Below are 13057 nucleotides of genomic sequence, written 5' to 3' on the forward strand. Positions count from 1 at the left end.
CGCGGCCGCCTTGTAGCTCCCAGGCCCCAACCCTAGGCTGCGGGGCATGACGTTATTGGAGCAGCTGGGGGACATCGCCAAGCGCGGCGTAGACCTGATTGAAGAAGCCTACGCCGCCGCTGACCTGCCCCTGCCTGCGGACCACGCGCGCGAGCTGCGCCGCACTGCCGAGGCTTTCCTCGCGCCCACCAGCCACTCGCGCTATCAACGCCGCACCCTTGCCGCCGCGCGCCGCAACCAGCACAGCCTGGCCACGCTCGCGCTCATCGCCCGCCGTTCCCAGCGAGTGAAAAATCCCACCGAGCGCTGGCGCTTCCGCGAAACCCTGTGCGCTACCGCCGGGACCACCGCCGAAGTGTCCCGCGCCGCCACACGCCTGCTGCGCGAAATCGCCCCACCGCCCGAGCGCGAAGACGGCGGGCGCCGCATCCTGCACGGCGAGAAAACCACGCTGAGCTTTACCGGCCCCGCCGCCGAAATGGCCGATATCTGGGCCACCGCGAAGGATAATCCCCTCGCCTGGCTCACCGGCTCCCGTGCCGTCGCGCCGGCCAGCGTGACCACCAATGTCATCATCGAGCTGCCGGATTACCTGAAAATCCTGCGCGGCGAGGGCTCAGAAGTCCGCCTCGCCATGACCAACGGTGCCACCATCACCGGCGCTGATCTCCTCCGTCGCACGCTCGCCGGCGCCGGGCTTTTTACCCTCATCCACCCCGCGGAAGGCCCCGTCAACCTCTACCGTGCCCGCCACGCCTCCGCCAAGCAGCGCCGCATGCTCGAGGCCGAAGGCGCGCGCTGCGCCTGGCCCGCTTGCAGGCGCCCCGCCGCTGAATGCCAAGCCCACCACATCTTCGAATACGCCCGCGGTGGCCACACCCACCCGGCGAATATGTGCCTTTTGTGCCCGTACCACAATTCCATCAACGGCCTTCCGGGGCGGGGGCGGATGGCGCGCATCAACGGGCGCATCGCCTGGCTGCCGCCGCATCCGCGCCACGCGGGCCGCCCCGCCCCGTCATCAGACCCTCCGGGTTCCGCTGCACGGCCGCACTCGGCCTCGCCACCGGAGCCGAATGCGCCTCCCCCAGTCTTTACTGGCCGCGCGCCACGCGGGCCCACCGCCAACGTGCCCTAAACCCCAAGAAACCAAAAGTCCCGGGCCGGTGCTGCGGACACCTAGATAGTCAAGCGCCCCGAAAGCGCACGGGACAAGGTGAGCTCGTCCACGAACTCCAAATCGCCTCCGAGCGGCATGCCGGAGGCCAATCTAGTGATCTTTAAATCGGGAAAATCCCGCAATAACCGCACCAGGTATGCCGCGGTGGCCTCGCCCTCCGTATTCGGATCTGTGGCGAGGATGACCTCGCGGATGGTGGGGGTGTCGTCGTAAAGCGGGGCCTCTGGCGTGGAATCCGCCAACTCCCTATCCGGCAGCACCCCGCCCAGCCGCTGGAGGAGCGTGGAAATATTCAAATCCTTCGGCCCAACATTGGCCAGCGGGTCCAACGCACCGCCGAGGACGTGGTAGCGGCCCTCGTACTCACCCGTACGCTCGATAACCTGGATGTCCTTCGGCTCCTCCACGACGCAAATGGTGGAGGCGTCGCGCTGCGAATTGATGCAAATCCGGCAGACATCCTCGCGCGAAATATTGCAACAAATGCGGCAGAAAGTAACGCCGTCGCGCACGCCGCCTAAGGCATTTTGCAGGCGCTCAATATCCTCCGGTTCCATGTGCAACACATGAAACGCGATACGCTGCGCCGACTTCGGGCCGATGCCCGGCAGGCGCGAAAACTCATCGATGAGGTCCTGCAGAGGTCCTTCAAACACCACAACTCCCAAAATTACGTCAAGGCCGCGACCCCATCATCGGGGCAACGGCCTTTGTAGAATATCGCGCAGCTAGAAGCCGCCGAACATGTCATCCATCGACGGTCCACCCTGGCCGCCCATGCCCTGCGACAGGGGACCAATCTTTTCCTGTGCCAACTTGCCCGCAGCGGCGTGGGCATCCTTAAACGCGCCCATCACCAGGTCCTGCAGCGTATCGATGTCCTCAGGGTCAACCACGGACTTATCAATCTGCAGGTCTACCAGCTCGGCGCCACCGGTCATGGTCACCTTAACCAGGCCATTGCCCGCGCTTCCCTCAACATTGGTGGCCAGGATTTCTTCCTGCGCCTTCTGCAGCTCGGCCTGCACCTGCGCTGCCTGCGCGATGAGGTCGTTCATGTCGTTGGGTTGTGGGGTGGAATCTTGTTCAGCCATAGCTTTCGTCCTTTCTCAATAGCTTTGCTACCGCCCGAGTCTACCGTGCCACAGTCCTAAACACGGCGTGCGCCTAGTTCCTTTTCCACGAGCTCCATCGCCACCTCGGTGGCGCTGCGGTGGTCCATTTCGCCTGCGGACTGCGCGGCTTCGACCATGTCGCGTTCTTCGTCATCGCGGGTATAGGCCGGCGGTTCTTCCGGCGGCGGTTCGTCCGCGGGGCCCTCCGGCTCGGGCGGCAGCGGCACCCCGTTGCTAAATTGCGGCGTGCGCGCAATTTCGTCATCGCGTTGCTTCGCCGCCTCGGTTGCCTTGGCGATGCGCGAGCGCCACCCGGGCTTACTCTCTGCCTCCTTGTCGTCGCTCGGCTCGCGTTCGGGCGCGTTGGGGTTCCATTCGGGTTTGCTTTGCGGCGCCCGCGGCGCATCGAACCCGGCGGTCTTTGGGTCCGTGCCCACCACGCAGTTGACCTGAATATCGCGTTGGAATTCTTCCCGTAGCACGTCCACGATGACGGAATTATTCGCCGGCGCATTGATGCGTTCTGCCAGCGCACCTGTGGTATGCCCCAGCGTCAGCGTGTTATCGCGGAATCCGAGCACGCGGGCTTCGGCAAGCATGATTTCAGCGACCTTATTCCGCTTGCCGACGCTCCCCCTCAGCTCCACCCATTTCCTCTTCACTGCCTCCACGAAGTCACCGTCATCGCCGCTTGCCGATGCCCCTTGCTGTTGCGGTTGTTCTGCCTGGGCTTGTTGCTGCCCCTCCGACTGCTCTGTCGCCGCCGGCACCGGTTTCTCCAGTGGTTCCGCCTGGCCGTTGCCGCGGGCTGGCGCATTCTGCGGAACCTGGCGCTCCTGGCCCCATGGATCCGCGCCGACGTCAGTTTTTACGTCGCCGCTTCCCTCGGTAGCCGAAGCGTCCTTTTCAGGCACATCGCTAGACTGCGAATCCGCGGACTGCTGCCCCGGCTGCATATATTCTGCGCTCGGTTGCGCAAGCCGTGAGACAGATCGCTCCTCATTCCCATCCCCTGCCGGCTGCGCCGATTGCTCAGCCGGGGTGGCCTGCGCAGACTGCGCTGCGTCCTCATGTCCGGCCCGCGAATGCTGCGCCGTTGCCTCCGGTTGCTCAGGTGTCTGCTCAGGCTGAGACGGCGATGACAGTGCTGACGGTGATGTCGATTCCGGTGCCGGAGCCGGTGCCCCGGTGCCCGCGGCGGTCTGGTTTTGTTGTTGCTGCGGTGCCGACGGTGCATCGGAGCTCGACCCGGCCTGGTTTTGCGGCGCCTGGGACTTTGCACGGCGCCGCGCGATGATGGCAGCCGCTGCCGACTGCGGATCTTGGGCGCCCGAAAAGGCTGGCCCGTTTCCCGCAGAAGGTGCCGCCTGACCCGATTGTGCAGACTGTGCGCCTTGGCCAGCATGGTTGGGCTGGCCGGCTTGTGCGGATTGCGGGGCGCCGCTGGGTTGGGCAGGCTGGGCTGCGGATGCCGCACCAAGGGCGGCACTCGGCGCCGCGCTCGGTGCCACGCTGGACGAGGTACCAATGAGCAAGTGGGCGCACATGATCTCGAGCAACAGGCGCGGCGAGGTGGCCCCGGTCAGATCGCTGATGCGGTCATTGACCGTCGAGGCAAGATAGGTCAGCTGGGGGCCGGAAAAACGCTGTGCTTGGGAGGTGAGCACCTCGGCGCGGTCGGTGGGCGCGGAAACCAGGCCGGCATCGATAGCCCCCGGCACGGCCTGCAGGATCATCAGGTCGCGCAAACGGTCGAGCAGATCCACCGCAAACCGGCGCGGGTCGTGGCCGGCCTCGATGACGTTGTCGATCTGTGCGAAAAGGCCGGCCTTGTCGTTCTCGGCGAGGGTGGCGATGGTGTCATCGAGAAGCGTGACGTCCGTAACGCCCAGCAGCGGGCGCGCGAGGTCATAGGTCAGGCCATCGGGCCCCGCACCAGCCAAAAGCTGGTCCAGTAGCGACAAGGTATCGCGCGGGGAACCGCCGCCTGCCTCAATGACCATGGGATAGACGGCGTCTTCAACCTGCACGCCCTCGGAAGCCACGGTCTTTTGCAGCAGCCCCTTCATCGCGGGCGGGGTAAGCAGGCGGAAGGGATAGTGGTGCGTACGGGAGCGAATGGTGCCGATGATCTTTTCCGGCTCCGTCGTCGCAAAGATGAAAATCACGTGCTCGGGCGGCTCTTCAACCACCTTGAGCAGCGCATTGGCGCCGGACGGGGAAATCATATGCGCCTCGTCGATAATGAAGATGCGGTAGCGCGATTCCGCCGGCGCATAGTAGGCGCGGTCGCGCAGCTCGCGCATGTCCTCCACGCCATTGTGCGAGGCAGCGTCGAGCTCCGTCACGTCCAGGTTGCCCGGGCCGCCGGGCGCGAGCGACACACACGAATCGCACTTGCCGCACGGCGTCGAGGTGGGCCCGTGCTCGCAGTTGAGCGAGCGGGCCATAATCCGCGCCGAAGACGTCTTACCGCAGCCGCGCGGGCCGGAAAAGAGGTAGGCGTGGTTGATGCGCCCCGCGTCGAGGGCGGCAGATAGCGGCGTGGTGACCTGCTCTTGCCCCACGACCTCGGCAAACGTTGCTGGACGGTATTTCCGGTATAAAGCCACGGTTAGCCAGTTTACCGGCTAACCCTCGCGCGACCAGTCCAGCAGGTCAATGCCCTGCTCGGCCACGGCTTCCTGCAGCTTGCCGACGCCCTCTTCCACCCCAAACGCATATTCCGCATCCATCAGCATGACCAGCTGCAGCACGAGCGTCAGGCGGTTCTCCTCGCGGTATTGCGGCGTCTGCCCGCCCCAGAGGTACGGGGCGATGAGCAGCCCGTGGTGCACGGTCTGCTCGCCGGGGAGATCCAAAAGTGACGGCAGCAAGACACCGGGTTGCGCGGGCAAGAGGCCGCCCGCCTTCTCCAACTTCGCGGCCGCAGCCCCCACGGCGGCGGCGACTTCGGGCTGGCCCACGCGCGCCACAGTGACGAGTTCGCAGCGCACATCTAGGCCTTCGGCATCGCTGCGCAGGCCGGTATCGACGTCGTTGAAGGTGGTGGTGAGGGCGAGGGATTGGGCATCGGCAAGCGTGGCTAAACCCAGCCTGCGCCCGTCGACGTACCGGAACTCCAGCGGGGCCGGGATGACCTCGCTGAGCCACACGGCGGATTCATCGGCGTTGATTTTAGCCCTCCGCCTTTTCGATGGCCGCCAGGAGCACGCAGGTGGCAACGCCGTCGATGGCTTCCTCGATTTCCTCCTGCGGCGGCAGCGACACCGCAAGGCGGATATTGCGGTCATTCTCATCGCGTCCGTGCGGGTAGGCCGCGCCCGCCTTGGTGAGCACGATGCCGGCGTCCTTGGCCAGCTCCCACACGCGGGTGGCGGTGCCGTCGACGACGTCCATGGAGATGAAGTAGCCGCCCTCCGGGTCGGTCCATTCCGCGACGCCGTACTCACCTAGGCGCTCATCCAGGATGCGGCGCGCGGCGGCAAACTTCGGCGCCAACAGCTCGGCGTGGCGGTGCATCAGCTCGCGCACGCCGTCCGCGGACCCGAAGAACTCGGCGTGGGCGAACTGGTTAATCTTGTTCGGCCCAATGCCGCGGATGCCCGCGTGCTCCAAGTACCAGTCGAGGTTCTCTGCCGAGGACCCGAAAAAGCTCACGCCAGAGCCCGCGAAGGTGACCTTGGAGCTCGAGGACATGGCCCAGAAGCGGTTGGGGTGCCCGCCCTGCTTGGCGATGTCCAGCACCGGCAAGACTTCCGGAAACTCGTCTGTCAGCGTGTGCACGGCATAGGCGTTATCCCACACAATGCGGAAGTCGGGCGCCGCGGTGTCCATTTCCGCCAGGCGGCGGGTCTTGTCCTCCGAGATGAGTACGCCGGTGGGGTTGGAGAACATGGGAATGAGCCACATGCCCTTGACCTGCGGGTCTTGGGTGAGCTTCGCGATGGCCTCGACATCTGGGCCGTCGTCTTCCATCGGCACCGTCACCAACTCGAAGCCGAAGAGTTCCGTGATGGCGAAGTGGCGGTCATAGCCAGGCACGGGGCAGATCCACTTGACGTTTTCTTCCTCGCTCCACGGGCGCGGCGAATCGTTGGTACCGAAGGTATAGGCCCAAGAAATGAGGTCGAACATGATGTTGAGCGAGGAGCTATCGCCGGCCAGCAAGAGCTCCGGGTCAATATTGGTAAGCTCGCCCCACAGCTCGCGCAGCTTCTTTACGCCCTTCAGGTTGCCGTAGTTGCGCAGGTCAGCGCCTTCAGAATCAGTGTAGTTTCCCTCACCTGGCAGCGACAACAGCGCATTGGAGAGATCGAGCTGCGCCTTCGACGGCTTGCCACGGGTCAGATCCAGCTTGAGACCCTTTGCTTTCAGGTCCGCGTATTCTTCGCGGACTTTCGCGGCAAGTTCTGCCAAGGCGGACGATTCCAGAGTAAGAAGCGACATTAGTATGTCTACCTTCCGTAGTGTGGTGCGACGTTTAGCCACCAATACTAACGCACCCTGCATAAAAAAGGGACCCCGCGCACCCGTCAGAGCCTCCTGACCCTTGCTGCATTCCTGCCCTGGGGGAGTTCAGAGGATGGACGCCACGCGGAATCCTGCCTTTACTCTAACGCCCGCGGGCCACATTAGCCAAATACGCGTCTCTCGGAGCGAGACGGAGGCTGCGGGCGGCATCGGTAAGCGGCAGCAGTACGGTAAGCGCGCCACCCTGCCCCACCGAAGCCCAATAATTGCCCAGAAATTACGTCTGACCAGGCGATTGGCATTCTAATTGCCACGGCTGCTAATGTTTCTTCTCGGAGGATTCGACTAGCGGCCTATGTCACACGCCTGGAACGCGTGCGGGGTTCACGCCCCTCGTGGGTTCAAATCCCACATCCTCCGCCATTGTCATGAGTCGCGACATGCTTGACAGGTCAGTCGCGACATAGTTGACAAACCGGCATCTCAGTCGTTTTTGTTCTGGGGTGCCGGTTTTTCGTGTTTTGGGTCTAGGGGTGGGTCGCCTTTTTCCAGTAGGGCTTTTGGTAGTCGCGGGCTGTGTCGATGTAGTGCTCGGTGATGATTTCTCCGGTCGCAGCTAGTGATGTGGTGATGTGGTTGTCGGCGATGACCATGAGGATTTTTTGTTTCTTGAATGCGCGCCCGATGCCTAGGTGGAAGAGTTTGCCGGCGTAGCGGACGGTGACTTTGCCGTTGTCCCAGACGATGTCTTTTCTGGTGCGCCATTCTTGTGTGGGATTGTCGTTGGGGCTGGCTTTTGTGCCGGTGGTGTAGCTGTGGTGTGGGGTGTGTCGTCCTAGTGCGCGGTGTGGGCGTTAGGGTTGCCCGCAAATCGTGGACACGTAGTAGAGCTACCTAGTGGTTAGGCAGCTAATTCTTTTCTGCTGGTGGTTAGGCTGGTGTGGTTCTCGAAATCGACGGGGCTGACCATCCCGAGGGCGGAGTGCCGACGTCGACGGTTGTAGACCACTTCAATCCAGCAAGCCACAGCCTGACGCGCAGCATCGCGGGTGGCCCAGCGCTTCCGGTCGTAGAACTCGGTCTTAAGCGTCGACCAGAACGACTCAGCCATCGCGTTATCGAAACACACTCCGGTACGCCCCACGGATTGAGCAATGCCCAAATTGCGGCACACCTCCCAGAGCTGCTCGCTGGTAAATTGTGTCCCACGGGAGAGTGTCCGATTCTTTGTGTGCGGGGGCTTGGTTTACAAGTAATCCGCGAATCGGTTGGGGTAGGCCACAGCTAGTTGGTTGATGGCTTGTTTCCACCCGGTGGCTTTCGCTCCTTCAATATAGCCGTTGCATTCAACGTCGCGTTTTGTTTTCTTCGCTCGCTGGGCAGCGCGCTTGTCTTCGATGTCGCAGATCATCAGCCACAGCGTCTTCAGTGCGGCAGTATCGTTCGGGAATTGCCCCCGGTTACGGGTAGCTTTACGCAGTTGGGCGTTGAGCGATTCGATCGAGTTGGTGGTGTAGAGCACTCGCCGCGCCGCTGGCGGGAACTGCAGAAACGGCACGAACCGCTCCCATGCGTCCCGCCAGACTTTGACCGACTGGGGGTATTTCCGGCCAAGTTCACTGGCCTCGAAGGCATCCAGGCTGGCACGTGCAGTGTCCTCGTTAGCGGCTGTGTAGACCTCACGCAGTACGCGGGAGACTGATTTGCGGTCCTGGTAGGACACCCACCGGTTCGCAGCCCGAATCAGGTGCACAATACAGGTCTGCACCATGGAATTCGGCCAGGTTGCCTCCACGGCTTCCGGCAGGCCTTTGAGCCCGTCGCAGCACACGATGAACACGTCTTGGACACCGCGGTTAGCCAGATCCGCACACACCGATGCCCACAATGCGGCGCCTTCATTGTCCGCGATCCACAATCCCAGGATGTGCTTGATGCCGTCCATGTCGACACCAACCGCCATGTAGCAGGACTTGTTGACCACGCGGTGGCCATCGCGGATTTTAACGCGTAGCGCGTCGAGGAAGATCACCGGATAGAACTCGTCGAGCTGGCGGTTTTGCCAGATCATGACCTCTTCCAAGACCGCGTCGGTAATGGTGCTGATCGTATCCGGGCTCATATCCACACCGAGGGTGGTTGCGAGATGGTGGCAAATATCGCGCACGGTCATCCCGCCGGCGTACAGCGAGATAATCATGTCGTCGAGCTCTGTGAGCCGACGTGTGCCCTTGGGCATCATCCGGGGAGTAAACGTGCCGGCGCGATCCCTGGGCACGGTCACTTCCACCGCGCCGTAGCCAGAGTTGACGGTTTTGGTGTACGACCCGTTGCGGTGATTGCTGCTCTGTGCGGTTTCCACCTGGGCTTTGGCCTTGCGGTCGGAATGGCTATAGCCCAAATGCGCATCCATCTCTGCCTGGAGACCAGCGTTAATCGAAGCCTGCAACAGGCCTTTGACCAGCTCGCTGGCGTCATCGGTGGACGTCGACAGCTCGCCGATCAAGCTGGCGAGCTTAAGGATTTTCCATCAGCTTCTCACTGATGTCGTTGACCCTCGCCGGGTCATGGTTTTTCTTCGGTGACACAGTAGTCATTATCTGTGAAACTCCTTCTAGATCAGAGCCTCACACACAAACTTCCTGACACTCTCGGGTTGGCGGCAGGTGGTGCTACCTCTATCGGGCGATCACCGCCGGTGGCCAGACCTTGGGCTTTTACCTCTCTTCGAATCGGAACGTGGCCGCAGCGAAGTGTTTCCTGGCCAAGGCCGTCAGATCCAATGCGTCAGCCGGGTATCCCAGAGTGATCAACGCCGATAAAGCACCCTCCCTAGCCAGGGCAATCGCCGAGTTAAAGTCAGAGGGAATCTGCCCGCCAACAGTGGAACACCGGCAGGTGAAATACCTCAACAACATCCTGGAAGGCGACCATGGTCGGCTGAAGCGGATCCTCGGGCCAAAAGGCGCGTTTAAGAACCGGATATCTGCATATCGGACGTTGAAAGGGATGGAGGCGATGCACTCATTGCGGAAAGGGCTAGGCGCGATGTTTGCCTACGGGCAACCGAACCCGGACGCGGTGATCGTCAACCAGGTCTTCGAGACGGCCTAACAACGCCCACACGCAGCGGCCGTCAGGGAATGAGAAACTGAGTCTTCGCTGCTCTCCGCCCAACTTTGCAACAGTACCGCTAAAACAATCGGGAAGCCTACACCTTCACCTCGGATATGATCGCCGAGAACTTTTCGACAAAATGGACTACTGCGGTAGAGCGAAGAAACTTTCGCAACGACATCAAGAAGGCCATTCATGACATTCTGTGTGTGGCCTAACGCTGGAATTACCTCCAATACTGACCGGTGTCACGTTGATCAAGACAGTCACCTCAGTCCGACAGCGGCCGTCTCGTCCAGAACTCGACTAGACAGAACACAGAAGACTAGCGCCCTCCGGCGCGCTTTCTTTTTACCTGAAAGCACTTTGCGCTGATCTGCCATCATCTTGCTAGTTATACACAGGGGTTTACCTATTTTCCCAGGTGGCTTATAACTATATCCCTGTAGATCTATATCCCCAGCCGATCAACCAACAGAACCGTCATATTGTGGGTTATGGTTTATACTCCCGCCTCGCCTTGCGGCTCGTTGGGCTGCCGCCCAAATCAAAGATTTGGTTGCCACCAACCAGCCCTTGTTACGGGTGCGTTGTGAAAGAATCAACAACTAAGACTTACCTACCCACCTTAGAAAGCCATGACCACACCACAATCCCTGATCACTCGCCTGGCGTCCCCAGACGCCACTGAGCGCACTGAAGCTGACATTCAGTCCGACATCAAGACCCTGCTGACTACCGCCGACTTCGACCTGGATACCCCACGGTTGGAAGAGCAGATCGGTGATGGTTCTCACCGACGAATCGACATCGCCACCGGAGCCACTGTCATCGAAGTAAAAAAGCGGCTCACCAACGAGAGCGCCGACGCGGACTACATCAACCAACTCGCTGGCTACGTCACTACCCACATGAGCCAAGATGGTTCCCGCTACAACGGAATCCTCACCGACGGGAAAACCTGGTGGCTGTTCGAGCAGTCCCCGCCGATGGCTCCTTCGTCCGGCGCAGCACCTTCGAGCTTGCCCCTGGAGCTACCGGGTTCGGGCTTATTGAATGGCTCAAAGCCGTGTTGGCTACTCGGAGCAATTCGCGAATATCATTTTGATTGAACCTATCACAGGCGAGAACTCTCATTTATGAAACATCGGGAATCCCGCAATTCTCATTCCACCAGCGAGAGTATTCCACATGCTGTAGGATGCGGCTCATCTGAGAAGCGGGATGTCAGGATGGCGTGTATCCTAGATTTGTTCCGCCTATCGATACAGAAAGGTTCTATCATGAATCGAGTCGCACTTCTGACAGTTGTGTCTCTAATCACTGCAGGTATTGCCCCCGCAGCTTCTGCCGAAACGGTTGAACAAGCAGAGAAAACTCCTGTTTGGTCTGAAGAGCAATTTGATAGGTCTCTTAAGGAGATCACTCCTGAAGAGAAGAAGCAGCTTGAGCTAATTAGTAACGTCGGTGAACATATTGATTACGACGATGAGGGTAACCTCAAGTCCGATCTCAACGATGATCAGCTTCGTAGTGATTATGGTTTCGAAGACAAAGATGTCAGTTTTTTCCACTCAGTGCTTGCTGAGGATGAAAGCATTGTTCAGCACAAGGAAAACGAGCCAAAAATTGTCACTACATATGATCACAAGCTCGGCGACATATCAAATAGCGATTTGACGGTTGGGACGGCTGCAACTCTTACCGCAGCGGCAATGGAAGGGCCAGCTGCTCTTGAGGCGGCATTCTTTGCTTGGGGTGCTGTAGCAGGCGGGCCGATCGGAGCTGCTATTTCTGGCGCTGCCGGCCTTCTTGGGGCAACTTACTTTGTCGATCTCGCTACTAAAATCACAGGGGCGGTCGCGCAGGGTAAAGGTATTACCTGGTACTCTAAGTGGGGATTTCCGCCAATTACCGCAGAGATTGAGGATGACTAATGCGGACGGATAAAGATCCAAAGTTTATTCGCTTTCCAGAATCTCTGTGGGCTTTTGTCACTATATTCCCCTCGGATATTATTGAGAAACATGGAGTTGAGCACTTTTTCAATTCTGGATATTTGTGGCTCTATTCAATATTGGGAGTAATCCTTTTTGGTATTTCCATGATCATGGGTGAAAAAGCGGTATCTCCTTGGATGCATCGTGTGCGTTCCATTTTCCTCTTTGCTGCAACGATAGCTATTACAGCTTTCTTCCCTAGCTTGGTTGGGCGAATAGTCGTGGCGTTCCTAGCCATCTGCTACTTTTTCTGGCCCAATAACCATATAGTCTTTCGTCGAGCAGCGGCATGATCGGTGTTTTAAGTGGAGCTAGCAGTTTATTAATCACTTGATAAAAAGTGATAGGATCTTGCTAAACTGTCTTCCAAAACTTGGCCACAGTACTCATGCGGGTACTGTGGCCAAATTGGTGCATCTATCAAAAAGGGTACATAAGGGTTAAGTAGCTCTTAACTATGGAGTTGTGACGCCTTGAGAGTGTCAGGGAGATTTGGATTCAGAATCCCGCCACAAGGAGTTATTGAAATCCGCCCTTGATGCCCTTTTCTCGTTTCCGACCTAACCTAAACGGAACACGCCTAGGGGGATGAAGCGTCCGGGGTTTAGTTCCTACCTCAGCTAAGGAAGGGTTGAACTCTGCCTAAGACGCTTCACTTTACCGAAAGCCGGGCTGGTATTCATCGCATTAATAGCGTCCATTGCCGCCAGCTGCTCATGGCTGAGTGTGCATAGTGACGAGCTAATGGTCGGCGCGGCATTGATCGTGGTCGCGATTGTTTTATCCAGAAATCGGGAGGGGTGACGATTTAACCAAAAGATAAAAGCTGCAGGTAGTGCTACATGCTCGGAAACATATATTTTCCATAGTTTAGCCATACGGCAGGGGGTGACGTCTGTATATAAGACGGCATCACACGACTGCACAACTCTTACCTGTAGCAAGGGAGGAATGGCGAGCGTCCCAGCGTGAGAGTATTGCGAAACCCCCGCGCGCGCATTAGCCTAAAACACGACAGCACAGTTCACCTTTGAATGGTTGCGTCCAGTAGCGTGGTGTATCTGTAACTGACGGTGGGGGGCCTGACCCCCGGACAGTGGACACATCGGGGGCTAGCTATGCTGCTGTGGTCAGTATAGCCGAAGACTTGGTTTCAAAGACATCAGGCGCTA

At 59.6% G+C, this 13057-nt stretch carries 10 protein-coding genes, 1 tRNA gene, 1 other RNA gene and 4 pseudogenes; 6 read left to right on the top strand and 10 right to left on the bottom strand.

Annotation, left to right across the window (positions count from 1 at the left end; genetic code table 11):
* Nucleotides 1-46 precede the first annotated feature (46 nt).
* A complete protein-coding gene (locus ABRP66_RS07555; protein ID WP_284770725.1) occupies nt 47-1138 on the top strand; it encodes an HNH endonuclease signature motif containing protein in 1092 nt (363 codons plus the stop codon).
* Nucleotides 1139-1179: 41 nt separating this feature from the next.
* Here the strand turns inward: ABRP66_RS07555 and ABRP66_RS07560 are convergent, their stop codons facing one another.
* The 6 genes from ABRP66_RS07560 to ffs all read right to left on the bottom strand — a co-directional run bounded on the left by ABRP66_RS07560 (nt 1180) and on the right by ffs (nt 6904).
* Complete coding sequence (locus ABRP66_RS07560) at nt 1180-1836, bottom strand: recombination mediator RecR (RefSeq protein WP_023029977.1); 657 nt, start codon at nt 1834-1836, stop codon at nt 1180-1182.
* 72 nt (nt 1837-1908) lie between these two features.
* Nucleotides 1909-2274 carry a YbaB/EbfC family nucleoid-associated protein gene (locus ABRP66_RS07565; protein WP_023024999.1) on the bottom strand — a complete coding sequence of 122 codons (366 nt, stop codon included), beginning with the start codon at nt 2272-2274 and terminating at the stop codon, nt 1909-1911.
* A 56-nt stretch (nt 2275-2330) separates the two neighbouring features.
* Entirely contained in the window at nt 2331-4907 is a 2577-nt protein-coding gene (locus ABRP66_RS07570; RefSeq protein ID WP_284770724.1) for a DNA polymerase III subunit gamma and tau, read from the bottom strand.
* Nucleotides 4908-4925: 18 nt separating this feature from the next.
* Nucleotides 4926-5519, bottom strand: coding sequence for a hypothetical protein (locus tag ABRP66_RS07575; protein WP_284770723.1), 594 nt, complete (start codon nt 5517-5519; stop codon nt 4926-4928).
* A complete protein-coding gene (locus tag ABRP66_RS07580) occupies nt 5473-6744 on the bottom strand; it encodes an aspartate aminotransferase type Ic (protein ID WP_284770722.1) in 1272 nt (423 codons plus the stop codon). Before ABRP66_RS07580 ends, ABRP66_RS07575 begins: the two co-directional genes overlap by 47 nt.
* A 63-nt stretch (nt 6745-6807) precedes the next feature.
* An RNA gene (gene ffs / locus ABRP66_RS07585) (signal recognition particle sRNA small type) lies at nt 6808-6904 on the bottom strand.
* A 198-nt stretch (nt 6905-7102) separates the two neighbouring features.
* Between ffs and ABRP66_RS07590 the strand changes: the two genes are divergently transcribed.
* Nucleotides 7103-7191: transfer RNA gene (locus ABRP66_RS07590), tRNA-Ser, on the top strand.
* Nucleotides 7192-7295: 104 nt separating this feature from the next.
* Here ABRP66_RS07590 and ABRP66_RS07595 read toward each other — a convergent pair.
* From ABRP66_RS07595 to ABRP66_RS07605, 3 pseudogenes are all read right to left on the bottom strand, one after another.
* Nucleotides 7296-7622: pseudogene (locus ABRP66_RS07595) on the bottom strand (IS481 family transposase); the annotation flags it as partial.
* A 47-nt stretch (nt 7623-7669) separates the two neighbouring features.
* Nucleotides 7670-7978, bottom strand: a pseudogene (locus ABRP66_RS07600) (integrase core domain-containing protein); the annotation flags it as partial.
* Between the two features lie 36 nt (nt 7979-8014).
* Nucleotides 8015-9365, bottom strand: a pseudogene (locus ABRP66_RS07605) (IS256 family transposase).
* Nucleotides 9366-9420: 55 nt separating this feature from the next.
* Between ABRP66_RS07605 and ABRP66_RS07610 the strand changes: the two are divergent.
* From ABRP66_RS07610 to ABRP66_RS07625, 4 genes and pseudogenes are all read left to right on the top strand, one after another.
* Nucleotides 9421-9882: pseudogene (locus ABRP66_RS07610) on the top strand (IS6 family transposase); the annotation flags it as partial.
* Between the two features lie 641 nt (nt 9883-10523).
* The gene (locus ABRP66_RS07615; RefSeq protein ID WP_239268981.1) at nt 10524-10997 is read left to right on the top strand and encodes a PDDEXK family nuclease; all 474 of its coding nucleotides are present in this window, start codon (nt 10524-10526) and stop codon (nt 10995-10997) included.
* A 171-nt stretch (nt 10998-11168) separates the two neighbouring features.
* Nucleotides 11169-11822 carry a hypothetical protein gene (locus ABRP66_RS07620; RefSeq protein WP_349838535.1) on the top strand — a complete coding sequence of 218 codons (654 nt, stop codon included), beginning with the start codon at nt 11169-11171 and terminating at the stop codon, nt 11820-11822.
* Nucleotides 11822-12178 (top strand): hypothetical protein, encoded by a 357-nt coding sequence (locus ABRP66_RS07625; RefSeq protein WP_239268985.1) that lies wholly within the window; start codon nt 11822-11824, stop codon nt 12176-12178. Before ABRP66_RS07620 ends, ABRP66_RS07625 begins: the two co-directional genes overlap by 1 nt.
* 327 nt (nt 12179-12505) lie before the next feature.
* Here ABRP66_RS07625 and ABRP66_RS07630 read toward each other — a convergent pair whose 3' ends face one another.
* Nucleotides 12506-12763 (bottom strand): hypothetical protein, encoded by a 258-nt coding sequence (locus ABRP66_RS07630; RefSeq protein WP_239275893.1) that lies wholly within the window; start codon nt 12761-12763, stop codon nt 12506-12508.
* Nucleotides 12764-13057 lie beyond the last annotated feature (294 nt).

Origin of the sequence: Corynebacterium sp. KPL2680 (assembly GCF_040225675.1) — a bacterium.
Lineage (GTDB): Bacteria > Actinomycetota > Actinomycetes > Mycobacteriales > Mycobacteriaceae > Corynebacterium > Corynebacterium rhinophilum.